The sequence below is a fragment of the Gemmatimonadaceae bacterium genome, assembly GCA_036496605.1.
In the GTDB taxonomy this organism is placed as follows: Bacteria; Gemmatimonadota; Gemmatimonadetes; order Gemmatimonadales; family Gemmatimonadaceae; genus AG2.
Window position 1 is genome coordinate 35680 of sequence record DASXKV010000001.1, and the last position, 25419, is coordinate 61098.

The following is a 25419-nucleotide window of genomic DNA, read 5'->3' on the forward strand; positions in this document are numbered from 1 at the left end:
GACCGCGGCGCGATGTTTGTTCAGGGGACGCTCGGCGCGCTTTGCTTACGCCGCGAGCGCCTCTCGCACCTTCCGAATCAGCGTCTCGAACGTGAAGGGCTTGTCGAGGAAGATCGAGCCCGGTTCCATGACGCTCTGCCGTAGCACCGCATCTTCGGTGTAGCCGGACATGAAGAGCACACGCGACGTGGGACTCACGATGCGCAGCCGCGACGCGAGCTCGCGACCACCCATTTCCGGCATCACGAGATCGGTGAGAACGAGGGCGATGGGCTCCTGGCGGCGCTCCATGACCCGCAGCGCCTCGACGCCGTTCGACGCCTCGACCACGGTGTATCCGTTGCGCTCGAGAATCCGCTTGGCGATGCGACGCACGTTCGGCTCGTCTTCGACAAGGAGAATTCTATCCGGACCGCCCGGGAGCTGCGGCATCACCTCGCGATCGACTTCGGCGGCGTTAGGCGTTCCAGAGACGGCCGGCAGGTAAACCTTGAACGTCGTGCCGCGCTCGATCTCGCTGTAAACCCACACGTAACCGCCGGACTGCTTCACGATGCCGTACACGGTCGAGAGGCCCAACCCAGTGCCCTGACCGACGGGCTTCGTCGTGAAGAAGGGCTCGAAGATGTGGGCCTGCGTTGACTTGTCCATTCCCTTGCCGGTATCGCTGACCGACAACAGCACGTACGGTCCGGGCGCGGCGTTCGCGTGCATAGGCCCGTAGCCTTCGCCGAGCATGACGTTGGAGGTCTGGAGCGAGATGCGGCCGCCGCGCGTCATCGAGTCGCGGGCATTCACGACGAGATTCACGATCACTTGCTCGAGCTGGCCGGCGTCCGCGTTCACGAGCGCCAGCTGTGGATCGAAGTGCGTCACGAGTTGGATGTCCTCGCGTAGCAGGCGCCGCAGCATCTTTTCGAGATTACCCGTGAGCGCATTCAGATCGAGCACATTTGGCTGCAGCACTTGCCGGCGGCTGAACGCCAGCAGCTGCCGTGTGAGGCTCGATGCGCGATTGGCGGCATTGAGTATTTCCTGAACGTCGGTCGCGTGCGGACTCTCGCGTGGAAGGTCGGCCATGACCATCGCGCCGTAGCTCGTGATGACGGTCAGAAGGTTGTTGAAGTCGTGGGCGATGCCACCGGCGAGCTGGCCGACTGCTTCCATTTTCTGCGCCTGCTGCAGCTGAGCCTCGAGGCCACGACGCTCGGTAGTCTCGGCCACGAACATTCCGACGCCGATCGGCGGTCCCTCGGCCACGACGACAGGGAAAAAGCTCGCCCGCAGCTGCCGATCGTTCCCGCCGTTGCGATCGGGGCCGCGCACCAGCTCGACGTCAACGATCGCCTTCCGCTCGTCGAGCACTCGATGGAGGAGCTGCTCGCGGTCTTCGCCAAGCTCGGGCTGGAATTCGCTCGCGGGCCGCCCCAGGTGCGCGGTGCATGTTTGTCCGTTGAGCTGCGCGAGCGCTTCATTGACGCGGAGATAGCGGAGCTCCCGGTCGAGAAGAGCGAAGCCAATTGGCGCGCTGGCGAGTACGACGTCCAGCAACGTGAGCGTATTCTCCCGTTCGCGCGCGGCCGCCTCCACCTTGTCCGCCATCGCATCGAACGAGGTCGCCAGGAGCCCGAGCTCATTCTGAGCCGTTACGCTCGTTCGTCGGGAGTAATCGCCTTCGGCGATGCCCTGCGCTGCGCGCGCGATGTCATCGAGCGGTCGCGTGATCGAGCGACTCATCGCCCATGCAGCGAGGGAGCCCAGAGCGATCATGAGAAGCGCGATGGCGAGCGCACCGTAAATGAATTGCCGCGCGGGCGCGATGGCGATGTGCCGCGGAATCTCGATGGTGACGAGCCAGGGTGTCGAGGCGACTGCACCCGTCGCGCCGAGCTGAATCGATTGGCCACGCCGATATTCACTCGGCTCGTCTCGCAGCGTGGCATTAGGCGGCGCCGCCACCTCGCCGGAGAGATCCGTCCAGAGGCTGCCGTCTGCATTGCCAAGGAGGAATGAGGCGCCAGAGCCGATGATGTCGCGAACGAACTGCAGCGACTGTCCGGTGCCGAGCCGTCGCGACTCGACGAAGTAGCCAACCGTTGCCGTTCCGGCCAGGACCGGCGCGACGACGTCGTAGACGACGAGGTGTTGCTGAATACGCAGAGGACCGACCCAGGCGCGAAGGTTCGTCCCGGTGAGCGAATCTGATGGAGCAAGCTCGGGCAAGCTCGATCGTCCCGCATCATTCGGCTGTACTGTGAAACGGAGGCCTTCTCTCGACCACAGGGAGCGGGAGAGGACCTGCGGCATTCGCGCGAGGTCCGCGCGCAGAAAACGATCGACGTTGGCCCGATTCTGGGGCGTCTCGCGCCGTAGGAAGGCCACGACGTTCGAATCCGCAGCGAAGGTTCGCGCACCGTGCCGGAGCGTGAGCACCGACTCGTGCAGCATCCCCCCTACCTGCTGCACGGCGTTGGCGACGCGCTGTCCAGTAGCAGTGAGCATGGCGCGCTCGACCTCGTCGTAGCCGAAGCCGGAGAGAATGGCGACGACGACGACCACGAGCGCGGAGATGAAGATGGGCAGCTTGCGACGAAGCGGCTGCTGCGAGAAGAAAGACGGCACGATACAGGTTCTTGAGCTGCCGAATCGCGGCGGTTACACGACTCCTAAACGACTACCGAGCCGGGGGTACAGTCACGACGTCGATGCGTGAAGGCAAAACGGTTCGGGCTGCAAAGAAATGATGACGTGCGTGCCGCGCGCCTTCGCTACGGTGCCTGCGTGCTGGCCACCATTCGCTCCGCCGGGGTCATTGGCATCGATGCTTACGACGTCTCCGTCGAGGTCGACTGCGCACGCGGTCTGCCGCAATTCGCGATCGTCGGGTTGCCGGCGGGGTCGGTGAAGGAGAGCCGAGAGCGGGTCTCCGCGGCCATCGTGAATTCCGGGTTTCTGCTCCCAGCGCGACGGACGACGGTGAACCTCGCGCCCGCGGACCGGCGGAAAGACGGCACGGGTTTCGACCTCCCGATCGCATTAGGAGTGCTCGTAGCAACGGGACAGCTCCTCCCCGAAAGCGTCGCCGGCATCGCCGCGATTGGCGAGCTGGCCCTCGATGGCGCAATCCGACCCGTGCGCGGTGTACTGCCGATTGCGCGGCGCGTTGCCCATGAGCGCAAGACCACGCTCGTGGTGCCGCGAGGGAACGTTCGAGAGGCGCAGCTCGTGAGCGACGCCCGCCTCGCCGCTCCACCAACGCTGGGCGAGCTGGTGCTGCAACTGCGCCACCGCCGCCTCGAGACGCCCGATCCGGTGCCTAACGAATCGGTGACTGTCGCCGACATACCCGACCTCTGCGAGGTCATCGGTCAGGAAGCGGCGAAGCGCGCGCTCGAAATCGCGGCCGCAGGCGATCATGGTCTCCTTCTCATCGGTCCGCCCGGAGCAGGGAAGACGATGCTGGCGCGCTGCATGCCGGGACTTCTCCCTGCGCTCAGCGGCAGCGAGGCACTGGAGGTGATTGCCGTGCACTCAGTCGCCGGACTCCTTCTGCCGGAGCGCGCGCCCTCCGTCGTACGGCCATTTCGCGCGCCGCACCACACGATCTCGACAGCGGGCCTGGTCGGCGGCAGCTCACCGCCGCGGCCCGGAGAAGTCTCGCTCGCCCACCTCGGCGTGCTCTTTCTCGACGAGATGCTGGAGTTTCCGCGACACACACTCGACGCGCTGCGGCAGCCTCTCGAGGATGGACATGTCGTGATCGCTCGGGCGGCGGGGAGTGTGCGCTATCCCGCGCGATTCACCTTGATTGGAGCGATGAACCCCTGTCCCTGCGGCCGCGCCGGCGACCCGTTGCACCGTTGCACCTGCGCCGCCGCCGACGTCGTTCGCTACCGCGCCCGACTCTCCGGACCGCTCATCGATCGCATCGATCTGAACGTGAACGTGAAAGCCGTTCCCGTTAGGCAGCTCGCTGCCCGCGACGAGCGCGAAGGGACGCTCGCGGCGCGAGCGCGCGTCGAACGAGCGCGCGCCCGTCAGCGGACGCGCTACGCGCCGCTGGGATGGCCGCAAGCCAACGGGCGAGCGCCTGGCCGCTGGCTCCAGAGCTCGACGCCAATAGAACCGGATGCAAGAGAGCTACTGGCAACGGCCGCCGAGCGGCTCGGACTATCGGCGCGCGCCTTTCACCGCGTGTTGCGCGTCGCGCGAACGATCGCGGACCTCGACGAGGACGATGTCACTCAGCCCGCGCACGTCGCCGAAGCGCTGCGCTTTCGCCCCGTGTCGTCGCGGGAGCTCGACGAGCCCTCCGCGCGATCGGCCTAGCGCGGGCGCTGCGTGGCGGCCCAGCTTCGGGGTGCCTCGTCGCATTTCGGCACTCGCAGCGGTTGGCCGGTGCTCGGGTCGGTCGGCGGAACACGGCGAGTTCGCGAGACGGTCGTCGGATCCTCTGCGGCCTGATACGCGAACATCGCGACGAGCGTCGCGTTTCGCTTCACCTCGTCGAAGTCGACCTTGTCGTAGGTGTCGCGGTTGGTGTGCCACGTGTAGTCGGTGTACGACCAATCCGAGGACGTGAGGAAGAACGCCGGCGCATCGCGGCAATCGAAGGCGTCACTGTCGGTGCTCTCGTTGTGCGCGACGCCTGGCAGCATGAGCGTGACGTTGCGAGTGAGATCCGCCGGCATGCGCGCCATCCACCGCGCGAGGAAAGACGCCCCGTCCACGAAGCCATTCGTCTGCACGGTGTCGATCTCACCCGTGCCATTATCCTGATTGAAGAGTGCCTGAAGTCCCTTCACGATGTCGGCGTGATCCGTGGCGAAGGCCGAGGAGCCGATATCACCCTCTTCCTCGCCGCTCCAGTGGCCGACGAGAATCGTGCGCCGTGGGCGTGGATACGCCGTCTTGAGAATGCGCATCGCCTCGAGCATGGTGATGGTGCCGGTGCCGTTGTCCGTTGCGCCGCTGCCCGCGTCCCATGAATCGAGGTGCGCCGACAGCATGACGTATTCGTTAGGCACCGTGCCCTCGATGCGCGCGATGGTGTTGAATACGGGGGATTCAGCGGAAGCAAGATGCGACTCGGCAACGGCATGCACGCGAGGATGCTGGCCATTCTCGGCGAGCCGCGCGAGGAGGCTGTAGTCCTCACAGGAGACGTCAAACGATGGAACGGTTTGCACCCGCGCCGACTGGATCTTGTCGACGCCCCAGCCACGCGACCACGAGTTCGTGAGAACGCCCGCGACGCCTGCGTGCTCGAGCATCGTCAGAATCGAGCGCGGATTCACGTGCGCCGCGGAGAAACGGGCCGCCCACGCGGCGCCGGCACTGTCCCGCAGCGCGCGAGCGTGGTGATACACGCCCGAATCTGCCCAGAAGTGAATATCCGAGTCCGGCCGACAGGTTGGTTGCGGCATCGACGCGAGCACCAGCTTCCCTCGCACGCCGGCAAGCCATCTGGTGAAGCCGCTGTCATTCTCAGCGGCGCGCGGGATGATCACCACATCCGACGTCACGCCGTTCGGTGGTGTCGCGGCGCTCCAGGCATGCATCGTCGCCTCGAGCACGCGCGTGCGCGGCGCCACGAGCGTGAGGCTGCTCGCACCGCGGGTCCAGTCGCGCCAGGTTCCGTACTGCTCGTTCTTCGCGTCGATTCCCCATGATTTGTATGTGCGCAGCAACCAGTCGTTCGCGGCGCGATTCGCGGGTGAGCCCGTGAGACGGGGACCGATGGAGTCCATCAACACCTGGGCGAGCCGGCTCGCCTGGGAGCGATGCATGCCTTCGTCGTAGATCCGCTGGACGACGGGATCACCAGTCGGGTTGTCCTGCGCCAGCACCGCGCGCGTAGGGAGAAACAGCGCGAGTGTAACAACAGTCGAGAATCGGAGGGGTTGTCGCATGCACCGACGTTACCCGGCGAAGATCACTTCTCGCCAGTGGCGCAGACCGATCGCGCGGGACTTCTGCATCGGAGCTACTTTCTTCGCCCCGAATGGTGCGAACCCATGACCTCCGAGTCAGAGGATTCCCGTAAGACGTCTCGCGTCGCTCTTCGTGCGGCGATCTTCATCGTACTGATGCCGGGCGCGATCGGAGGATGGATTCCGTATCTCATCGCTGGCGGCCATTCCCGAATTCCGGTGTGGACGGCGGACCGAGTGCTCGGCGTCGTGCTTTTCGTTGTCGGTTGGTCGATTCTTCTGTGGTGCACGTTCGAGTTCGTTCAACGCGGACGCGGAACGCCGTCGCCGAACAGCGCTCCGGTGGAGTTGGTGACGACCGGACTCTTTTGCTTCGTTCGGAACCCGATGTACGTCGGCGTCGTGACGGCCATCTCCGGCATCGCGCTCGCGAGGCATTCCTGGAGCGCCGGCGTCTACGGAGCGACGGTCGCCGTGGCCTTCCATCTGCGGGTCGTCCTGTACGAGGAGCCCCGCCTAACGCGCGAGTTCGGCGACGCATACCTGACCTACCGGGAACGCGTAAACCGGTGGATTCCCGGCCCTGGAAGTCGAAACCCCTCCTGAGGCCGGCCGAAGGTGCGACCCTGCCAGGATTTTCGCGCGCCACTACGTTTCGAGGATGCAGCCAGTAGAGCTAGGGTCAAACGACGCCGAGCTTCGTGACAAGGAGCAGCGTCTCATCGAGTGGCTCCGTGCGCGCGGATCCGTTCTCATCGGATTCAGCGGCGGTGTGGACTCGGCATATCTCGCATGCGTTGCGGTTGACGCACTCGGGAGCGAGCGGACGCTGGCCGTCATCGGACGAAGCGCTTCGTACCCGGCAGCACAGTGGGCGGCCGCGCGCGACGTGGCACGTCGATTTGGCGTCCCCATCCTCGAAGTCGACACCGACGAGCTGGCGGATCCACGCTACGCCGCGAATTCGACGAACCGATGCTACTTCTGCAAGAGCGAGCTCTGGTCACGGCTCGCGCCGATTGCGAGGGAGTACGCGCTCGCCTGCGTGATCGACGGCAGTAACGCCGACGATCTGGCCGACTACCGGCCGGGTTCGCGCGCCGCTGCGGAGTGGGCAGTCGCGTCGCCCCTTGCATCGTTAGGCTTCACGAAGAGCGACATTCGCGCGTTATCGCGACAACGAGGCATACCGACGTGGCGCCAACCGTCCGCGCCGTGTCTGTCGTCTCGCATCCCCTACGGTACGGCGGTGACTCGGGAGCGGCTCCGGCGTATCGAGTCGGCGGAGGCCGCGTTGCGGGCGCTCGGCATCGACGGCGACCTGCGGGTCCGGTTTCATGGTGAGCTGGCGCGAATCGAGCTCCCACCTAACGAGGTAGGTCATTGGCTCGTGCCGGAGGCGGCGGCGCGGATCCGCGACGCCGTTCTCGACGCGGGTTTCGCTCGCGTCACCGTCGACGTCCGTGGATTTCGGTCGGGATCGCTCAACGTTCTCGGTGGCATCGTTGCCGACGCGGAGCCTAACGATTCACGTGAAGCTCCGGCCGCGTGACGACGCGCTCGCACGAAGGACTCGAGAACGCGCTGCGTGAGCTTGGACTCCGCTGTCGCGTCGAAACATTCGACGGCCTCGCCGTTGCGATCCCTGAGATGGGTGAGCGAAGCTTCGAGCGCGACGACATCCGGCGGCGCGCCATCGAGCTTGCCCGGTCTCACGGATTCTCACATCTCGCCGTAGAGTTGCGCAACTCCGAGCACGCCGACCCGAATCGTGCGCCTTTTTCTGGCGATTAACTTCGCGCCCGAAGTCCGTCGAGCGATTGCCGAGGCGTCGGCGCCGCTTCGTGCCCTCGCGCCGGATCTCTCATGGATCAGGGAGCCGCAGCTCCATCTCACGGTCAAATTTCTCGGTGAACAGTCAGACGAACTGGCACCGCAGATCGCCGCGGCGTTGAATACGGTGGCCGCGCGTAATCGCGCCGTGGAGGTCGAAATCGGCGGAGTCGGCGCATTCCCGAACTTTCGACGTCCCCGCGTCGTATGGATCGGGGTGAGTCCGGAACCGAAGCTGGAGCTGCTTCACCATGACGTCGAGTCGGCGTGCGAGTCTCTCGGACTGCCGCTCGATGGCAAGCCTTTTCGTCCACATCTCACGCTGGCGCGGGTGAAGCCTCGGGCGGCGAATCGCGAAGCGATGCGCAATCTGGCGCGCGCGGCGAAGACCGTTTCGTTTGTAGAGGAAGTTGTCATCACGTCGATCGACCTCATGGAGAGTGAGCTAACGACGGTGGGCTCGCGCTATCGCCTGCTCTCGTCGTCGCCACTGAAATACTGATGCGAATGGGTTGCCTGTCGCGGTTGGGATGTCTCGCGCTCGTCGTTATCATCGCGCTGATCGCGTGGCTCACCAGCGATCGCTGGCTGCCCCGAATTACTGGCCACACGGCGACGTCCGCCGCATCAGGCCCGGTGTGGGAACCACTCACCGCACAAGGTGCCCAGCGAACGCGCCAGTTGTTGGCGCGACTGAGTCAGCCCACCGGTCCCGTGTTCGGGAATCTCTCCGGCGGCGATGTCGCGTCGTACGTCTACCAATCGCTATCCAAGCAGTTGCCACCATCGGCCGACAGCATCGAAGCGGCCGTCATCGGGGACCGGCTGTATATCCGGGCGTCGGTACAATTGCAGGATCTCGGTGGCACGTCCGTGCTTGGCCCACTCGCGGCGATGCTCGGCGACCGAGAGCGAATGCAGTTCGGCGGGACATTCCACGTGGTTCGGCCGCAGCTCGCCGAGTACGAGGTGAAAGACATCAGGATTCGTGATCTCAGCATTCCGACGACGATGATTCCGCGCGTGCTACGTCAGAGCGAACGCGGGTCCCGTCCAGAGGGACTCTCACCAGACGGGCTACCGATCGTGGTTCCGGCGTACCTGGGCGATGTACGGATCGCCAACGGCAGCGTGACGCTCTACAAGACGGTGCCGCAATGAGACACGGGTGCCTTCTCGCGTTGCGCGTCCTTTACCGCCGCCTAGCTTTCCGCGGCAGCATGGACTCGTCTATGGAAAGCCGCGTGTGCCAACAGCACGCCGTCGGCGTCGCGTCGAGGAGCGTCTCGTGAGGCGCATTCTCATCGTCGACGACGAGCAGGGTATTCGCGCGGCCCTCGGACAACTGCTGGAATTCGAGGGCTACGAAGTGCACGCCGTCGCGAATGCCGTCGACGGAATAAGCGAATACGCAAAGTGGAAACCACATCTCGTCTTCCTCGACGTGAAGATGGCGGGAATCGACGGGCTCGAGGCGTTGCGGCGCATCAAGGAGCACGACCCCGGCGCGATCATCGTCATGATCAGCGGCCATGCAACGATCCAGACGGCGGTCGAAGCGACGCAGCTCGGAGCGTACGACATACTCGAGAAACCGCTCGACACCGACCGCATTCTCGTCACGCTACGCAATTCGCTGCAGCATCTGGATCTCCACGAAGAGAATGCGCGTCTGCGCGAGACGATCGAATCGCGCTACGAGATCGTCGGTCGATCGTATGCGATTCGCGCCGTGATCGACAAGATCGAACGGGTTGCGAAATCGCCGGCGCGGGTGCTCATCTCGGGAGAGAATGGCACGGGCAAGGAACTTGTGGCGCGTGCGATCCATCGGCAGTCGCAGCGCGCCGACGGACCGTTCGTCGAGGTCAACTGCGCCGCGATTCCGAGCGAGCTGATCGAGAGCGAGCTGTTCGGTCATATGAAGGGTTCATTCACGGGTGCGGTGCAGGATCGCGCGGGCAAATTCGAGCAGGCCGATGGGGGCACGCTCTTTCTCGACGAAGTGGGCGACATGAGCCTGGCAGCACAGGCAAAGGTTCTGCGTGTTCTGCAGGATGGCGTCGTGACACGTATCGGCGGCTCCAAACCGACGCAGGTTGACGTGCGCGTGCTCGCGGCAACGAACAAGCGGCTCGAGGAAGAGATCGCGGACGGTCGGTTCCGTGAAGATCTGTTCTATCGGTTGAATGTCGTGCCGATCAATGTGCCTCCGCTCCGTGAGCGGAGGGAGGACATCCCATTGCTCGTCATTCATTTTCTCAACCAGCTGACCGAGCGTGAGGGGGTCGCGCCGCGCACGATCGCGACGGAGTCGATCGACCGGCTGCAGCAGCTCGATTGGCCGGGGAACGTCCGTGAACTGCGGAATACGATTGAGCGGTTGCTCATTCTGGCGAGCGGGCCGCGAATTACCGGCGACGACGTGGCGCGATTGGTCGGCCAGCGCGATCCGGAGCAGGCAGGTCTCGGATCGTTGCTGGAGTGCAAGACGTTCGAGGAGTTCAAGCACGCCGCGGAGCGTGCTTTCCTTCTTGCCAAGCTCCGCACCTTCGACTGGAATGTCTCGGAGACGGCCCGGGCCCTGGATATGCCGCGCTCCAACCTGTACAAGAAAATCGAGCGGTATCGCCTAACGCGAGAGACAGCGGCGTGACCGCGCTGAGAGGATTCTGACGATGGCCGAGCGCGACTGGGCGAAGGAGATGCAGAAGATCGATCGGCAGCTCGAATCGATCTCCGACGAAGCACTGTTCCCGACGAAGACGGGTTCGGCGAAAGGACCGAAAGCGGCCGCGACGAAGGCGGAGAATCTCGAGAAGCAGCGAACGACGAGCACGTTCGGCGTACTCTTGCGCCTGCTCCTCTCCGTCGCCTTGGGCGTCGGTATTTACTTCTGGCCGTATGATGCCCGATGCGGCTTCGGACTCTTCGGCTATCTTGCCGCTGTCGGCGTTGTCACCGCGAGCGGCATCTGGAGCGCGGTCTGGACCTGGCGTCATCGCTCCGCGCGCGGCCACATGTTGTCGTTGCTGCTCGTGCTCTGGGGCGCGACGCTTGGCGCGATGGAGATACTTCCGCGTATCGGCTACGCGAAAACCGACGCGCTGCACCCGGCGACCTGGACGTGTAAATGAGGGGCTAGGGGATAGACAATAGGGGCTAGGGGCTAGGGCCTAGAGAAAAGGCTAGGGCGAGAGAATACGGGCTAGGTTTCCCCTAGGCTCGAGCCCCTGACGCCTAGCTCCACTTGAGGGAACTCTAATTATCGACGCTTCATGACCGACTTCAAGAACTTCATCGGCGGTAAGTGGGTTGCCCCTTCGACGGGCGAATATTTCGAAAATGTGAATCCTGCCGATCGCGGGGACACGATCGGCCGCTTTCCGCTCTCGGGTGAACACGACGTTGTACGCGCGGTGCAGTCGGCCAAGTGCGGCTTCGACGTCTGGAAAAAAACGCCAGCGCCGGCGCGCGGTGACGTGCTCCGTCGCGTTGGCGACATCCTCACGCGTCGAAAGGACGAGATCGCGGATCTGATGACGCGCGAGATGGGGAAGCCGCTCGCCGAGACGCGGGGTGACGTGCAGGAAGGCATCGACACGGCGTATTACGCCGCGTCGGAGGGGCGGCGTCTCTTTGGTCACACGGTGCCGAGCGAGCTCCGAAACAAGTGGGCGATGAGCTACCGGCGTCCAATCGGAATCTGCGGTATCGTGACGCCGTTCAACTTTCCGATGGCGATCCCCACGTGGAAAATGTTCCCCGCTCTGTTGTGCGGCAACGCGTGCATCTTCAAACCCGCCGAAGACGTTCCGCACACCGGGGCCATACTCGTGGAAGTTTTCCTCGAGGCGGGACTTCCGCCGGAAGTCATTCAGCTCGTTCATGGCGTGGGCGAAACCGTTGGCGCCGCGATCGTGTCTCACCCGGAGATCCCCGTGATTTCGTTCACGGGTTCAACCGAGACGGGGCGCATCGTCGGCGAGGTCTGTGGTCGCATGCACAAGCGACTCTCGCTGGAGATGGGTGGGAAGAACGCCATGATCGTGCTCGACGACGCGGACGCCGATCTTGCACTCGAGGGCGTGCTTTGGGGCGCATTCGGAACGACCGGCCAGAGGTGCACCGCAACGAGTCGATTGATTCTTCAGCGCGGTATCCACGATCACTTCCTCGGGCAGCTCATCGATCGTACGCGTTCGCTCAAGCTTGGCGATGGACGGAAGAAAGGCACGGACGTTGGTCCACTAGTGAACGAAGGAGCACGCACGAAGGTCGAGCGGTACGTCGACATCGGGCAGGCCGACGGCGCGGATCTGCTCTGCGGGGGACGGCGGCCGCCGGGCAAGGAATTCGAGAAGGGTTTCTACTTCGAGCCGACGATCTTTGGCCGCGTCGAAGCAGGCACACGACTCGAGCAGGAAGAGATCTTCGGTCCTGTGCTCTCGGTCGTCCGCGTCGACTCAGCGGACGAGGCGTTCGCAATCAATAATGACGTGAAATACGGACTATCCTCGTCTCTCTATACGCGGGATGTTGGTCTCGCCTTTCGAGCATTGAATGAGCTCGACAACGGTATCACCTACGTGAACGCGCCGACGATTGGCGCCGAGGCACATCTGCCATTCGGCGGCGTAAAACAGACGGGTAACGGGCATCGTGAGGGCGGCTGGGCAGTCTACGAGTTCTACTCTGAGACGAAGGTCGGATACGTGGATTTCTCGGGATCGCTGCAACGCGCTCAGATCGACAACTATCTTGGGACGCCGGACTAACTTAGGTGGATGGCCTATTCTTGCGTCCGTTTACTCACCGTCGTTAATTCCTGCAGGGGACGGTCGTCTGTCTGATAGCCGGCGACGTCTCGCGTCTCACAGCGCCGAGGTCGCTCGGCCTCGTCGTGTGAGAATCAGGAGTTGTTCCGTCGTCGCATACGCATGAGCGAGCCTGCAGGATCCCTCCCGTCATTGACGCCCGCCCGGGCGATCACAGCCGAACAACGCGTCGGTGCCCTGCGCAGCGTGAATCGTGGCGCCGGACCGTTGTCGTTCCTGTGGGAGTGGGCGAAGATCCTGTTCGTCTCGGTGGTACTCTTCTTCTTCCTCCGCACATTCTTCGTCGAAGCGTTCAAGATCCCGAGCGGCAGCATGGAACGCACGCTCCTCGTCGGCGATTTTCTCCTCGTGAACAAACTGGCCTATGGAGCAGAAGTGCCATTCACGCACCGCCGATTGCCGAAATTGCGTGAGCCCCAGGATGGCGACGTGATCGTGTTCGAGTGGCCAGAGGACCCGACGAAGAATTTCGTGAAACGACTCGTTGGGCTACCGGACGACACACTCGAGATGCGCGACGGACAACTCATCCGAAATGGCCGCGGTCTCACCGAGCCGTACGTCCTGCACACACAGCCCGACATCGATCCCGCGCCGGAGGATTTCCGCTGGCAGCGCGATTATCTCGTGAAGACTGCGAACGCAACCGTCGGGTACCATCCGTCACGAAATAATTGGGGCCCGCTCGTCGTTCCGAAGGGAAATTACTTTGTCCTCGGTGACAATCGAGACAATTCCCTCGATAGTCGTTACTGGGGCTTCGTGGCCGATTCTTTAGTAAAGGGCCGGCCATTCGTGATTTACTACAGCTACGCTCCTGACAGTGTGGACTTCGCGTGGCTCACTCGCATTCGCTGGCAGCGCGTGGGTGAGCGAGTTCACTAGATAGATCGGTTCGTTCGTTACCCGGAACACCGTCGCAGCGTCTGCTGCCCGGACCCCTATTTTTGTTCCGCACCAAGGAGCAGCTGTCCTCATGGCCGCGACCGGCAACCACAAGAAATCCTCGTACGAGGAAGGCTCGCTCGACCAGTATCTGCGGGACATCAGCGCCTATCCGCTGATCTCGCGGGACGAGGAGGTCCGCCTGGCACAGCGCATTCGATTGGGCGATCAGGAGGCATTGGACAAGCTCGTCCGTTCGAATCTGCGCTTCGTCGTGTCGGTAGCGAAAAAGTATCAGAATCAGGGCGTCTCGCTTTCTGATTTGATCAACGAGGGGAACCTCGGTCTCATTCGCGCTGCGCACAAATTCGACGAGACGAAGGGGATCAAGTTCATCTCCTATGCGGTCTGGTGGATTCGTCAGGCAATTTTGCAGGCGTTGGCTGAGCAATCGCGCATCGTCCGGGTTCCGCTCAATCGTGCCGGCACGCTTCACCGGATCGGCAAACGCGCGAACGCACTCCTTCAAGAGCTCGGCCGCGAGCCCACGCACGAGGAAATCGCGGACGGCATGGACATCACGGAGGAGGAAGTCGCGAAGACGATGTCGATCTCGCAGACGCATCTTTCTCTCGATGCTCCGATGACGCCGGGCGAGGATAACAAGCTCCTCGACTATCTTCCGGACAATCTGAACCCCCCGCCTGACGAGCAGACCTTCGAGAAAGCGCTCACGGAGTCGATCGAGGAGGCGCTGTCGCACCTCAAGGAGCGCGAGTCGAAGATTCTCCGCTTGTACTTTGGCCTCGACGGAGAGGAGCCGATGACGCTCGAGCAGATTGGGTCGCTCCTCGGGATCACGCGCGAGCGCGTGAGGCAGATCAAGGAGAAGGCGTTGTCTCGGCTTCGACACGTGAGCCGCGCGCGAGCCCTGGAGAGCTATTTGGGCTGAGGGGCTCGGGCCTAGGGGCATTAGGGGCTAGAGGGTAGGGGCTAAATGAAAGGCGCGTAGGGTCGCGGAATGCCTCGCGACCCTTGTTTATTTCCCTAGCCCTAACCCCTAGCCCCAGGCCTTAGCCCCTCGTTCCATGGCTCAAACCAGTTCCTTCGACGTCACCACGGGTGTCGACCTCCAGGAGGTCGACAATGCCGTGAACCAGGCGCAGAAAGAGATCGGGCAACGCTACGACTTCAAAGGCTCGAAGGCGTCAATCGAATTCAAGCGCGCCGAGTCGATGCTCGTGCTCATCGCGGATGATGATTTCAAGATGCGCGCGCTCTTCGATGTGCTGCAGACGAAGCTGATCAAGCGCCAGGTGCCCGTGAAGAATCTCGATATCGGCGAGACGAAACCGGCAGGGGGCGACACGGTCCGGAAGGAGATCAAGCTCAAAACGGCGCTCGACTCCGAGACCGCGAAGAAGGTCGCAGCGGCAATCAAGGACGCGAAGCTCAAGAAGGTACAGGCTGCGATCCAGGGCGAGCAGGTGCGCATCTCGTCACCCTCGAGGGACGATCTCCAGGGCGCGATTCAACTCCTCAGGAGTCAGGATTTCGGAGTCGAGTTGAAGTTCGGAAACTATCGGTAGCTAGTGGTTGGTTATTGGTTCTTCGTGCTAGGCGCGAGTGCGCACGCTTGCTAGATCTAAAACGACTACCTACCGATCGCCTGGCGTAACCACCAACCACCAACCACCATTGAAGTTTTCTCTCCTCACCCTCGGCTGCGACAAAAACACCGTCGACAGCGAGCGATACGTCGCTCAGCTCACGGATTGTGGCGCTGAATTCACCGCCGACCTGGACCAGGCGGAGGTGATTGTCATCAATACCTGTGGCTTCATCGACGCGGCCAAGAAGGAGTCGATCGACGCACTCGTCGAGGCGGGCCGCCTCAAGGAAGCTGGCTCCTGCCGAGCTGTCGTGGGTTTGGGGTGCATGGTGCAGCGGCATAAGCACGAGCTCATCGAGGCCCTCCCCGAAGTCGATCTCTTCCTCGGTTCTTCGGAGGTCGATCGACTCATTCCCGAGTTGCACGAACGCGGTCTGATCGACGACGCGCCCGTCATCCATCCCGGAGTGCGCGTTTTCACGGGCGATCTCGATCACGTGCGTTATCTCAAGGTCAGCGAAGGCTGCGATCATGGTTGCGCGTTCTGCGCGATCCCGCTGATGCGCGGCCGTCATCGCTCTTTCGCGCTTGCTGAACTGGTGCGTGAGGCGCAGCTCCTCGAGGCGCAGGGCGCTGTCGAGATCAACCTCGTCGCGCAGGACCTCGCGCACTACGGCCGCGACGTGCGCGACGGCAATGCTCTCCCCGAGCTGCTCGCCGCGCTGTTGGCCGAGACGTCGGTGCCGTGGCTCCGGCTCTTATATGTGTATTCGGCGGGGCTCACGCCGAAGTTGCTCGAGCTGATGGCGCGAGAGCCACGGGTCCTGCCCTACCTGGACATGCCGATTCAGCACGGTTCCGACGAAGTGCTGAAGCGCATGCGTCGGCCTGAGCGACAGCCGACGATTCGCGAGCGCGTCGCGCGCATCCGGGAAACCGTGCCCGATGTCGCGATCCGCACGACGTGCATTGTCGGTTTCCCTGGCGAGACCGACGACGACTTTGAGCGTTTGCTCAATTTCCTCGAGGAGATGCAATTCGAGCGCGTCGGCGCGTTCACCTACTCGCCTCAGGAGGGCACGCACGCCGCCGCGCTGGTGGACGACGTGCCCGAGGCGACGAAGCGCGAGCGTCTCGAGCGGCTAGTGGAGCTTCAGCGCCTCATCACGGCGGAACGATATGAGCGGCGCGTCGGCCGAATCGCGCGCGCGATTGTCGATCGAGCCGATGAACGCGGCTTTGCCGAAACGCGCACCTTCTGGCAGGCCGATGACATCGATGGCATCACGCGACTGGCGTGCGACACGAGCGCGATCGTTCCGGGGAGCCTCGTGGACGTCGCTATCGAACGCGTCGTTGACGACTACGACTTCGAGGCCTCGCTCGTGCGCGTCGTCGCCGAGCGGCAGACCGCGAGGCGCGTCCGCGCGCTGCCGGTCATCGCGAGCGCGATGGGAAGCTACGGGCGATGACTGGCGCTACAGACACCACCTCCAGGGAGTTGATGGCTCGCGCACGCGAGCTCTTTCCGGGCGGTGTCAATTCTCCGGTTCGTGCATTCGGCGGTGTCGGCGGCGAGCCATTCGTCGCCGAGCGCGGTGAAGGTTCGCGCATCTGGGACGTGGACGGGAAGGAGTACATCGACTTCGTTCTTTCGTGGGGACCGCTCGTGCTTGGCCATGCGCCACCAGTCGTCCTCGCCGCGCTCGAGGAGACGATGCGCCGCGGTACTAGCTTCGGCATTCCGACCGAGCTCGAGGTCCTCCTCGCGGAACGGATCGTCGAGCGGATGCCGCACATCGAGATGCTGCGCTTCGTTTCCAGCGGGACGGAAGCGACGATGAGTGCGATCCGGGTCGCGCGCGCGGTCACCAAACGCGATGTCATCGTCAAGTTCGAAGGCTGTTATCACGGACACGGCGATTCCTTTCTCGTTAGAGCAGGTTCCGGTGTCGCTACGCTTGGCTTGCCTAACTCGCCGGGCGTACCGGCGGCGCTGGCGGAGTTGACGATCACCGCACCATTCAACGACCTCGCAGCAGTCGAGCGCGCAGTCTCGCAGCACGACGTTGCAGCGGTAATCGTCGAGCCAATTGTCGGGAATGCGGGTTTCATTGCGCCCGATCCGGAGTTTCTGCCAGGTCTTCGCTCGCTGACCGAGCGATCTGGCGCGTTGCTCGTCTTCGACGAGGTCATGACGGGATTCCGCATCGCCTACGGTGGCGCGCGCGAGCGTTTCGGCGTCGTACCCGATCTCACGACGTTAGGCAAAGTGATTGGCGGCGGACTACCCGTCGGCGCGTACGGCGGGCGGCGAACGACGATGGAGTGCGTGGCGCCGAGCGGACCGGTGTATCAGGCGGGAACGCTGTCCGGCAATCCACTGGCGATGGCGGCCGGAATCGCGACGCTCGAGGCATTGACACCCGGACTGCACGATGAGATGTCGGAGCGCACGACAGCGTTGGTGCAGGGACTGATCGCGAGCGCCGCACGGCACGGCGTGCCGTTCACCGCTGATTCCGCGGGGAGTATGTGGGGTTTCTTCTTCCGAGAGGAGCCGGTGCGCAGCTTTGCTGATGCGCGGACCGCGGACGGAGAGCGCTTCCGCCGCTTCTTTCACGCCGCGCTCGAGCGCGGTGTGTACCTTGCGCCGTCGCCGTACGAGGCCGCGTTCATGTCGGCGGCGCACTCGCAAGGGGAAATCAGGCTCGCCCTCGAGCGACTCGACGAGGCCATGCGTCGCGCGGCGTCGTGAGGCGCGCAACCGTTAGGCATTTCCTGACCCTCGTCACCGGTTTGGCGACGGCGTCGGGAGCGGCGTGCGCACGCCGCATCATCACCATGAGCAGTGGAACTGTCGAGCGATCGCCGCCGCGCAACGCGCGCAATGCCAGCGATCGCACGCTCCGTGTCGCGTTGGCGACGACGGGCAGTCCGACCCTCTCCGCCACTGGAGATTGGCAGCTGTATTCGGCTGTCGGCGATCGCCTCGTCGCGAGGGTTCCCTCCGGTGAGGCGTGGCGCGTGGAGCGCACCGGCACGCGACTCCGCGGCGTGGGGCCCGATGGCATCACGAGCACATGGCAGGCAGGAGGGCTCGTTGCCCGATCGAGCAGTGGCGCCCTCATCGCCGTCAACGGCAAGCGATATCGCGGCGAACTGCTCTTCCTGCAGGGCGACACCAGCATCACGATCGTGAATCGGGTTCGCATGGACGATTACCTGCGCGGCGTCGTGCCTCTGGAAATCGGGACGCGAGACGCGCGTGACTCCGCGGCCGTACAAGCCCAGGCCGTCAGTGCTCGGAGCTACGCATACGTGCACCTGGGCGGGACGTCGCCATCGCGGCCCTATGACGTCACCGCGAGCGTCAACGATCAGCTGTACGGAGGCGCTGACGCCGAAACCGGGGTGTCCAATGCAGCGGTAAACTCGACGCGCGGCCTCGTGTTGCAGTACGACGGCCGCGTCGTCAACGCACCGTATCACTCGGCGTGCGGAGGTTCCACCGCCGCGGCCGATGAAGTCTGGCGCACCTCGAGCGAACCGTATCTGCAAAGCGTGAGCGATCAGATTCCCGGTACCGAGCGCCTCTACTGCGACATCGCACCCCGCTTTCGCTGGACGCGAACGCTCGATGGACAAACGCTGCGTGCCGCACTCATTCGTTATCTCGGCACATACACGCAAACACCGGGCGGATATCCAGGCACCCCGCGTGACGTGCAGATCGATACACACACGCCGTCAGGGCGTGTCGGGACGCTCAAGATCGCGACCGATCGAGGGAACTACGTCCTCCGCGGCAACGACATTCGATATGTGCTCCGCGCGCCCGGCGGCGAGATTCTCAACAGCACTGCCTTCGAAATTCAGGTCACGACAGGTCGCGACGGTGCGATCTCGCAGCTCGTGTTGCGAGGTACCGGCTACGGCCATGGTGTAGGAATGTGCCAGTGGGGCGCGATTGGACGGGCGCGAGCAGGCCAGGATTTCCGCTCGATTCTGCGCACGTACTATCCCGGAACGAGCGTTGGCCCGATCGACTAAGCGGTGGATGAAAAGCCTGCTCGCGTTTTTTCTCCTGTTACCGTACTCGGCGCGCGCGCAGGACACTTCGTTCTTTCAGCGGGTCGGCCTCGATCGCCTGCAGTTCGTCTCGCTTGGTGTCTCGATGGGACGTGTCGCGCCGTCGCAGGTCGTGCCAACGCAGATCTATGCGCTGAGCACCGATTACGGCGAGATCACGAGAAACTGGCGCGCCGTCATCGACGTCAGCTTTTGGGAGTCACGCTATACGGACGCTGCCGTTGGCGCTTTTCTCGATTCACTGCGCCATAGCGTGGTCGATCCGACGAGCGATTTCTCCCTGGCGAGTTCGCCTGTCCAAGTCTACGACGTCATTTTCAGCGCCGCCGCGCGGTGGCAAAGCTCGTCGGCGGTGGCGTTCCGGCCCTTCGCGGGCTTCGGAATCGCGGCTCACGTGGTCAACGCCGAGGGACGATTGATCAACGGTACCTTTGTCGAGCGCGCCCTGGACAACGTTTCGACTGGGTTCTTCGGGAACGCCGGGATCCTCTTTCGTCCGTGGGGCCGCGTCGTCGTCGAAACCCAAGCACGCGCCGACGTGTTGAGTGGATTCAGATCACTGCAGCTTCGCGCGGGAGCCTTGTACCTTTTCGGCCCGACTCGACGTGAGGAGCACTGACGAGATGAAGGAGCGGGTTCGAATAGGAGTCATCGGTGCAGGTGCAATCGCGCAGCTAGCGCACCTGCCGGTTCTCTCGAAGATGCGAGGTGCCGAGCTCGCAGCCATCTGCGACAACGACCGCGCCAAGGCACGGGCGCTCGCGGATCGCTTTGGGATTCGCGATACGCTCAACGACATCGAGGATCTGCTCGAACTGCCCGATCTCGATGCCGTGGTCGTGGCGACGCCGAATCACCTTCACGAGCCACACGTGCTGAGCGCGCTGGCGGCGAAGGTCAATGTGTTGTGCGAGCGACCGCTGGCGCTCAACGCGCGTGGCGTGGAGCGCATTCTCGCGGCGGCACAACGCGCGGGGAAAATGGTCCACGTCGCGAACAATCACCGATTCCGCACCGACGTGCAGGGACTCGATCGGTTCGTTCGCGGCGGTGAGCTCGGGAAAATTACGGGTATCCGCGCTGGCGACTATCGATTGCAGCGTACGACAGAAGGCTGGCGGCTCCGTCGTCCCGAGGCGGGAGGCGGAGCATTTCTGGATCTCGGCGTTCCGCTCTTGGATCTCGCCCTATGGCTCACGGACTTCGGCGATCCCGTGCGCGTCGCCGCGCATATGGAGCGCGCGAAAGGTGCGAGCACCGTGGAGCAGGGGATGCTCGTTCAGATCACGTTTGCGAATGGGCTCGTCTTCGCGTGCGATGTGGCGAACGACTACGTCGGTCAGGAAGAGCGCTGGTGGTTCGAGGTCATCGCGACGCGTGGGAGCGCGCGCATGGCGCCGCTTCGTGTTGTGAAAGATCTCAACGGTCGCGCGACCGACGTGTCACCGACGGGCGCTGCAGGCCGCGAGAGCGCATTCATTCAATCGTACCGAGCGGAGCTCGCGCATTTCGTCGCCGTCGTTCGTGAGGCGAGTCCGTACGAGCCGCCGACGGATCAGGTACGGCTGTTGAAGATCGTCGAGGCGGTGTACAAGTCGGCGGAAGAGGAGAAAGAGGTCAAACTGTAGTTGGTGGCCGACCACCAACCACCGATCACCAACCGCCAGCCCACACCGTCACGCGCCACCGTTCAGGAGCGCCAGATAGATCTTTGCCTCGATGAACGTCTGCAATAGATCTTCGTCGATCATTCCATCTCTCGCTTCTTCGGAGAGGATGTCGAGCGCACGCTCGGCGGGCACTGCTCGCTTGTAGGGACGGTCGGTGGCCGTGAGCGCGTCGAAGATGTCGGAGATCGTCATCATCCGCGTTTGGACTGGGATCTCCGCGCTCGTCACGCGACGAGGGTAGCCGCTTCCGTTCAGTTTCTCGTGGTGTCCGTAGGCGATTTCCGGAATGCGGCGCAATTCGCGCGTCCAGGGAATCTGTTCGAGAAAACGGAAGGTGTGCGTGACGTGCGATTCGATTTCGCGACGCTCGCGATCGTCGAGATTCCCCTTGCGAATCATGAGGAATCGGAGCTCTTCGTCGCCCAACAGCGGTCGTTCGATTCCCTCGAAGTCGATGTACATCCGCTCGTTGATCTCCTTCAGCTCCTCGAAACTGCCTTCGGGCAAGATCGTCGGCTCGTTTGCCAGAACGATCGCGTCGAGGAACTGATTCAGCTCAGTCCGTCGCGTGCGCCGCAACTGCTCGAGCCGCGCGATGAACTCCTCGTACTGGGCCGTGCCGTGGGAGAGTAGATAATCGGCGCGCTCGCGCTCGAACTGAAGGTCAGACCGCTGCAGCAGAAAGGCGAACCGGTGACGAATGACGTCGAGGTCCCATGGATAGAGCTTCTTCTGCTTGATGAGTACTTGCTCACGGACGCCAACCTTCCCGAAGTCGTGGAGCAGTCCGGCGTAACGCAGCTCTCGCAGCTGTTCGCGCGTGAAGGAGAGTCCGCGATACGGGCCGATACCGCCGCGTGTCACCGCTTCCGCGAGACCCACCGTGAATGTCGCGACGCGCCCCGAGTGACCAGACGTCGTGGGATCCCGCTGCTCGATTGCCGTCACCGCCGCGGTCACGAATCCCTCGAACAGACGCTCGATGTCTTCGTAGAGGAGACTGTTCTCGATGGCGACTGCCGCCTGTGAGGCCAGCGCGCTCACCAGCTCCACCGACTGCTGGTCGTAGGGAAGCACCTCGCGCTCGGTGATCTCCTTCGACGACAGCACCGTGCTCCGATCGCGCTTCCGGTTGATCAATTGCAGCACGCCGATGATCTCGTCGCGGTGCGTTCGCAGCGGGATCACCAGCATCGATTTCGTGCGATATCCGAATTTGTCGTCGAAGCTGCGGTTCTGCCGGTACGAGACGTGGTGCGGCAGGAGATAGACATCCTCGATCACGAGTGGTTCGCCAGTGGCCGCTGTGTAGCCAGCCAGGCTCGAGTGATCGATCGGAACGGTAATCTCCGGGAACGGGAGATCCCTGAGTGAAAAGTTCTGCGAGAGGCGGAAGCGCAACGTGGTCGGCACGGCGCCGTTGTCGGCACGCTCGACGAGATAAAGCGATGCGGCGTCGCTCGACGTGATGCGACGCGCCTGTGTGAGGATCATCTCCAGCAGCGCGAGCAGATTTCGCTCCGTGGAGAGTGCGACCCCAACGCTCGTGAGCTCGGCGAGCTCGCGATGACGCATCGCACGCTCCTCGCGCGCCGCGAACGCGCCCACGAGGCTCACAGCGTGGCGGAACGCCCCTTGGAGGAGCGCGTGCATGGCGCCGGCTGGCGCATCGGCGGCGACGTAGCTCGTGAGCAGATCGATTGGGAATTGAGGACCGGGCTCCGCTTCTCCGGCCTCTCCGAAGCCCACGAGTGCGGCGACGCCCGCCAGCTCGGCCAGGCGGCGCCGGTCGTGCTCGGCGCGCTCGAGAAAATGCTGATCGACGAGAATGACGGTGGGGCGCGCTGGATCCAACTCTGCTGCCGCGGGCAGCGATGCGACGCGACGCACTTCGATGGCGTCGCTGTTGCCTAACGGCAACCCCTTCGTTGCGCGGCCGGTCGGTGCGATGAGCAGTGGTCGTGCGGCAGGGGTACTTAACGAACTTGTCGCCGGCGACCTGGTATAGATCGCCGGCGATTGAGAAACTTTCGACGCGCGATCAGTACCCAGGTTTCTGGACCTTGGCCAGATTCTGCTGCGCGGGACCGAAGTCCGGGAATTTCTCGAGCACCGCGCGATACAACTCTGCGGCTCTCTGCCGATTGCCGTTGTCTTGCTCGTCGAGCGCCTTGGAGTAGAGTAGGGCGGTCTTGACGTCCAGCTTCCGCGACTTCGCCGGCACGTTCTGCGCGACCTGCGTCGCCGCCGCCTGACGCCCTGTCTGCTTCGTGGCCGATGCATCGCCAACGCTCGCCGGCTTCTTCTCCGCATCACCCGTTCGAACGGGAGCTGGCAGCTTGAGCTCCGTGTTCAGCTTGGTGGAGAGCTGGCCGACGAGCCCCAGCACGTCATCGCCCTTGCTCTGCAGCTTTACCGGATTGGTGATCGCGCCGGTCTCGACGTTGATGACCCGCGACGTCACGAGCAACGTACCCTTTCCGTCGCTCATGAAACCGCCCGTGATCATGTACTGGGCCCCGAGCAGCTTGCCCAGGCGCACGGCGGTCTGTGGATCGATGCTCTTCGATTGTACGAGCGATTGCTCCTGCAGGATCGACTGAAGGCGATCGCGCTCGACGACGCGCATGGCGCCGTTCGAGGCCATGTCCGTGATGAGCAGATCGGCAATTCCTTTCCCGAGGCCTTCGAAGTCCGCGCGATCCTTGCCAAACGAGTTGTTATCGAAGTACAACACTGCCACGACGGGAGTATTCGCCTGCGCGATAGCAATAGTGGGTGCGCCGATCAGCGCTATCGCGGCGATCCACGTCGTCGACGTCCGTGCTCTCATCTCTCTTTCCTCCTGACCGGTTCGCTCAAACCAGCAGCGTCATTCCCTCCGCCGCCGCCAAAACTTCGAGAGTACCACCTCGGCGCGCGGCAAGTGCGCGACACTCGTCCACACGCCGATCCACTTCGTCGTCACTCCGCTCGGGCTTGTGGTGATAGAGCACGAGCTGCTCTACCTCAGCCTCCAGCGCCAACTCGACTGCCTCGTTGTACGTCGAATGTCCCCAGCCGCGAAAATGATCATACTCCTCCGCGGTGTACATGGTGTCGTGCACCAGGACACTTGCGTCACGAACGAACTCGACGAGCCCATCGCGCCAGGCTTCGCGTCGGTCGTACTTGGCGCCTGGCCCGAGCTCATTGTCCGAGATGTAAACAAGAGGACGATTTCCGTCGCTCTGCTCGGTAAATCGGTACCCAAGGGCGCCGCCTGGATGCCTGACTTGATAGGCGCGCACTTCGTAACCGTTTCCTTGACGGCATTCGTCTGCGATTTCGGAGAAGTTGATGGTGGCGTTCAATTCCTCGAACGCGACCGGGAAAACCACGGGCGACATCTGGTCACGGACGACGCGGCCGATATCGGTTTGGAGTGCCTTGGCGCCCCAGATCGTGAAGTGATTTCCACGCTGAAAAATGGGACCAAAAAAGGGTATTCCCTGGATGTGATCCCAGTGAGCGTGGGTCAGGAAGATGTCGCCGGCGATTGGCGCGCCGTTCGCGCGCGAGATGAGGGAGCGTCCGAGCTCTCGAATTCCGGTGCCGGCATCGAGGATGATGAGCCATCCTTCCGAGGTCCGCACTTCAACGCAGGGGGTGTTACCCCCGTAGCGGACCGTGTCGCGCCCCGGCGTCGGGATCGAGCCCCGCGTCCCCCAAAATTGTAGTCGCAAGCTCATTGCGTACCGCCTTGGCGCGCGACCGACACGATGTCGGCATCGAACGCGCCAAGGCTAGGAAGGCTGTCACGACACCCCCGTGACAGTTATCACAGCTTACATGCGGACTTGCGCCCGCTGCTCGAGGGCGGATCGATCGGCAAGAGCGATGCGACGGCGCTCGACGGTGATCCAGCCGGCGTCCTGGAAATCCTTCATCGCGCGTGACACCGTCTCGCGGCTGGCGCCAATCATTTGCGCGATGGTCTGGTGGGTTAGCGTTTTCTCAATTGCGTTCGTGCCGCTCTCCTCGGCAAGGTCGAGCAGGAGCCGGGCGATCCGCCCCGGGACATCGAGGAGAACCAGCCCGCCGATCTTATCGTCTGCCCGGCGCAACCGGCGGGACAATTCGGTGAGCAGCGACCACGCGACGCTCGGCGAGGATTCGACTCGCTTGCGAAAATCCTCACGACGCAATACGAGCAGGTTCGAGTCTTCCATGGCGATGACGTGCGCGGAGCGCGGCCGGTCATCGATGAGTGAGAGCTCACCGAAGTATTCGCCGACGCCGAGCACGCCAAGAATCACCTCGCGGCCATCTTCGCCGATGAGAACGACCTTCACGCGGCCGTCGCGCACGACGAATAACGAGTCGCCGGGATCATCTTCGAAGAGAATGACGCTTCCCTTCGGATACGACTTCTCGCGCGTCACCTCGGCGAAGCGTTCGAGCTCGACGCGATCGAGTCCGTTGAACAGCGGAACCGTCGCCAGAAAATCGACGTTCTGAGTGGTCACCTGGCTCACGAGGACTCCGTCGGACGCGAAGAAACGGTGGACTTGATG

At 63.3% G+C, this 25419-nt stretch carries 23 protein-coding genes; 17 read left to right on the forward strand and 6 right to left on the reverse strand.

The window, feature by feature from the left end:
* Positions 1-45: 45 nt before the first annotated feature.
* A complete protein-coding gene (locus VGH98_00155; protein HEY2374358.1) occupies positions 46-2622 on the reverse strand; it encodes an ATP-binding protein in 2577 nt (858 codons plus the stop codon).
* An 87-nt stretch (positions 2623-2709) separates the two neighbouring features.
* Here VGH98_00155 and VGH98_00160 point away from each other — a divergent pair, with 87 nt between their 5' ends.
* Positions 2710-4329, forward strand: a complete 1620-nt coding sequence (locus VGH98_00160) for a YifB family Mg chelatase-like AAA ATPase (GenBank protein ID HEY2374359.1) — start codon at positions 2710-2712, stop codon at positions 4327-4329.
* On the opposite strand, the gene VGH98_00165 is transcribed toward VGH98_00160, so the two are convergent.
* Positions 4326-5912, reverse strand: coding sequence for a M28 family peptidase (locus tag VGH98_00165; protein HEY2374360.1), 1587 nt, complete (start codon positions 5910-5912; stop codon positions 4326-4328). The genes VGH98_00160 and VGH98_00165 overlap by 4 nt on opposite strands.
* A 105-nt stretch (positions 5913-6017) precedes the next feature.
* Between VGH98_00165 and VGH98_00170 the strand changes: the two genes are divergently transcribed.
* The 16 genes from VGH98_00170 (at position 6018) to VGH98_00245 (ending at position 20821) form a co-directional block, all read left to right on the forward strand.
* Positions 6018-6539 (forward strand): isoprenylcysteine carboxylmethyltransferase family protein, encoded by a 522-nt coding sequence (locus VGH98_00170; protein ID HEY2374361.1) that lies wholly within the window; start codon positions 6018-6020, stop codon positions 6537-6539.
* A 55-nt stretch (positions 6540-6594) separates the two neighbouring features.
* Complete coding sequence (gene larE, locus VGH98_00175; GenBank protein ID HEY2374362.1) at positions 6595-7485, forward strand: ATP-dependent sacrificial sulfur transferase LarE; 891 nt, start codon at positions 6595-6597, stop codon at positions 7483-7485.
* Positions 7482-7727 carry a hypothetical protein gene (locus VGH98_00180; GenBank protein ID HEY2374363.1) on the forward strand — a complete coding sequence of 82 codons (246 nt, stop codon included), beginning with the start codon at positions 7482-7484 and terminating at the stop codon, positions 7725-7727. The genes larE and VGH98_00180 overlap by 4 nt, the downstream gene beginning before the upstream one ends.
* The gene (gene thpR / locus VGH98_00185) at positions 7705-8268 is read left to right on the forward strand and encodes an RNA 2',3'-cyclic phosphodiesterase (GenBank protein ID HEY2374364.1); all 564 of its coding nucleotides are present in this window, start codon (positions 7705-7707) and stop codon (positions 8266-8268) included. Before VGH98_00180 ends, thpR begins: the two co-directional genes overlap by 23 nt.
* A complete protein-coding gene (locus VGH98_00190; GenBank protein HEY2374365.1) occupies positions 8268-8927 on the forward strand; it encodes a hypothetical protein in 660 nt (219 codons plus the stop codon). The genes thpR and VGH98_00190 overlap by 1 nt, the downstream gene beginning before the upstream one ends.
* Before the next feature lie 127 nt (positions 8928-9054).
* Positions 9055-10422 (forward strand): sigma-54 dependent transcriptional regulator, encoded by a 1368-nt coding sequence (locus tag VGH98_00195; GenBank protein HEY2374366.1) that lies wholly within the window; start codon positions 9055-9057, stop codon positions 10420-10422.
* A gap of 22 nt (positions 10423-10444) precedes the next feature.
* Positions 10445-10903 carry a hypothetical protein gene (locus tag VGH98_00200; protein HEY2374367.1) on the forward strand — a complete coding sequence of 153 codons (459 nt, stop codon included), beginning with the start codon at positions 10445-10447 and terminating at the stop codon, positions 10901-10903.
* A 141-nt stretch (positions 10904-11044) separates the two neighbouring features.
* Positions 11045-12544: an aldehyde dehydrogenase family protein gene (locus VGH98_00205; GenBank protein HEY2374368.1), complete on the forward strand. Its 1500-nt coding sequence runs from the start codon at positions 11045-11047 to the stop codon at positions 12542-12544.
* A 162-nt stretch (positions 12545-12706) separates the two neighbouring features.
* Positions 12707-13489: a signal peptidase I gene (gene lepB / locus VGH98_00210; protein ID HEY2374369.1), complete on the forward strand. Its 783-nt coding sequence runs from the start codon at positions 12707-12709 to the stop codon at positions 13487-13489.
* A gap of 91 nt (positions 13490-13580) precedes the next feature.
* A complete protein-coding gene (locus VGH98_00215; protein ID HEY2374370.1) occupies positions 13581-14441 on the forward strand; it encodes an RNA polymerase sigma factor RpoD/SigA in 861 nt (286 codons plus the stop codon).
* Between the two features lie 136 nt (positions 14442-14577).
* Positions 14578-15078 carry a YajQ family cyclic di-GMP-binding protein gene (locus tag VGH98_00220; protein HEY2374371.1) on the forward strand — a complete coding sequence of 167 codons (501 nt, stop codon included), beginning with the start codon at positions 14578-14580 and terminating at the stop codon, positions 15076-15078.
* A gap of 109 nt (positions 15079-15187) precedes the next feature.
* Positions 15188-16573 carry a 30S ribosomal protein S12 methylthiotransferase RimO gene (rimO, locus tag VGH98_00225; protein HEY2374372.1) on the forward strand — a complete coding sequence of 462 codons (1386 nt, stop codon included), beginning with the start codon at positions 15188-15190 and terminating at the stop codon, positions 16571-16573.
* Positions 16570-17859, forward strand: coding sequence for a glutamate-1-semialdehyde 2,1-aminomutase (gene hemL, locus VGH98_00230; GenBank protein HEY2374373.1), 1290 nt, complete (start codon positions 16570-16572; stop codon positions 17857-17859). The genes rimO and hemL overlap by 4 nt, the downstream gene beginning before the upstream one ends.
* On the forward strand, positions 17856-19154 hold the full coding sequence (locus VGH98_00235) for a SpoIID/LytB domain-containing protein (protein ID HEY2374374.1): 1299 nt from the start codon (positions 17856-17858) through the stop codon (positions 19152-19154). The genes hemL and VGH98_00235 overlap by 4 nt, the downstream gene beginning before the upstream one ends.
* The gene (locus VGH98_00240) at positions 19138-19812 is read left to right on the forward strand and encodes a hypothetical protein (GenBank protein HEY2374375.1); all 675 of its coding nucleotides are present in this window, start codon (positions 19138-19140) and stop codon (positions 19810-19812) included. The genes VGH98_00235 and VGH98_00240 overlap by 17 nt, the downstream gene beginning before the upstream one ends.
* A complete protein-coding gene (locus tag VGH98_00245; protein HEY2374376.1) occupies positions 19799-20821 on the forward strand; it encodes a Gfo/Idh/MocA family oxidoreductase in 1023 nt (340 codons plus the stop codon). Before VGH98_00240 ends, VGH98_00245 begins: the two co-directional genes overlap by 14 nt.
* 48 nt (positions 20822-20869) lie before the next feature.
* Here VGH98_00245 and VGH98_00250 read toward each other — a convergent pair whose 3' ends face one another.
* The 4 genes from VGH98_00250 to VGH98_00265 form a co-directional block, all read right to left on the reverse strand.
* Positions 20870-22753, reverse strand: coding sequence for an HD domain-containing phosphohydrolase (locus tag VGH98_00250; GenBank protein HEY2374377.1), 1884 nt, complete (start codon positions 22751-22753; stop codon positions 20870-20872).
* A gap of 151 nt (positions 22754-22904) precedes the next feature.
* Positions 22905-23696, reverse strand: coding sequence for a CsgG/HfaB family protein (locus VGH98_00255; GenBank protein HEY2374378.1), 792 nt, complete (start codon positions 23694-23696; stop codon positions 22905-22907).
* 25 nt (positions 23697-23721) lie between these two features.
* Positions 23722-24498, reverse strand: coding sequence for an MBL fold metallo-hydrolase (locus VGH98_00260; protein ID HEY2374379.1), 777 nt, complete (start codon positions 24496-24498; stop codon positions 23722-23724).
* A 192-nt stretch (positions 24499-24690) separates the two neighbouring features.
* On the reverse strand, positions 24691-25371 hold the full coding sequence (locus tag VGH98_00265) for a Crp/Fnr family transcriptional regulator (GenBank protein ID HEY2374380.1): 681 nt from the start codon (positions 25369-25371) through the stop codon (positions 24691-24693).
* Between the last annotated feature and the right edge of the window lie 48 nt (positions 25372-25419).

Coding starts and splice junctions, on each gene's coding strand:
- VGH98_00165 (HEY2374360.1), bottom strand. CDS start 5,912: ATGCGACAACCCCTCCGATTCTCGACTGTTGTTACACTCGCGCTGTTT.
- VGH98_00170 (HEY2374361.1), top strand. CDS start 6,018: ATGACCTCCGAGTCAGAGGATTCCCGTAAGACGTCTCGCGTCGCTCTT.
- larE (HEY2374362.1), top strand. CDS start 6,595: ATGCAGCCAGTAGAGCTAGGGTCAAACGACGCCGAGCTTCGTGACAAG.
- VGH98_00190 (HEY2374365.1), top strand. CDS start 8,268: ATGCGAATGGGTTGCCTGTCGCGGTTGGGATGTCTCGCGCTCGTCGTT.
- VGH98_00200 (HEY2374367.1), top strand. CDS start 10,445: ATGGCCGAGCGCGACTGGGCGAAGGAGATGCAGAAGATCGATCGGCAG.
- VGH98_00205 (HEY2374368.1), top strand. CDS start 11,045: ATGACCGACTTCAAGAACTTCATCGGCGGTAAGTGGGTTGCCCCTTCG.
- lepB (HEY2374369.1), top strand. CDS start 12,707: ATGAGCGAGCCTGCAGGATCCCTCCCGTCATTGACGCCCGCCCGGGCG.
- VGH98_00215 (HEY2374370.1), top strand. CDS start 13,581: ATGGCCGCGACCGGCAACCACAAGAAATCCTCGTACGAGGAAGGCTCG.
- VGH98_00220 (HEY2374371.1), top strand. CDS start 14,578: ATGGCTCAAACCAGTTCCTTCGACGTCACCACGGGTGTCGACCTCCAG.
- hemL (HEY2374373.1), top strand. CDS start 16,570: ATGACTGGCGCTACAGACACCACCTCCAGGGAGTTGATGGCTCGCGCA.
- VGH98_00255 (HEY2374378.1), bottom strand. CDS start 23,696: ATGAGAGCACGGACGTCGACGACGTGGATCGCCGCGATAGCGCTGATC.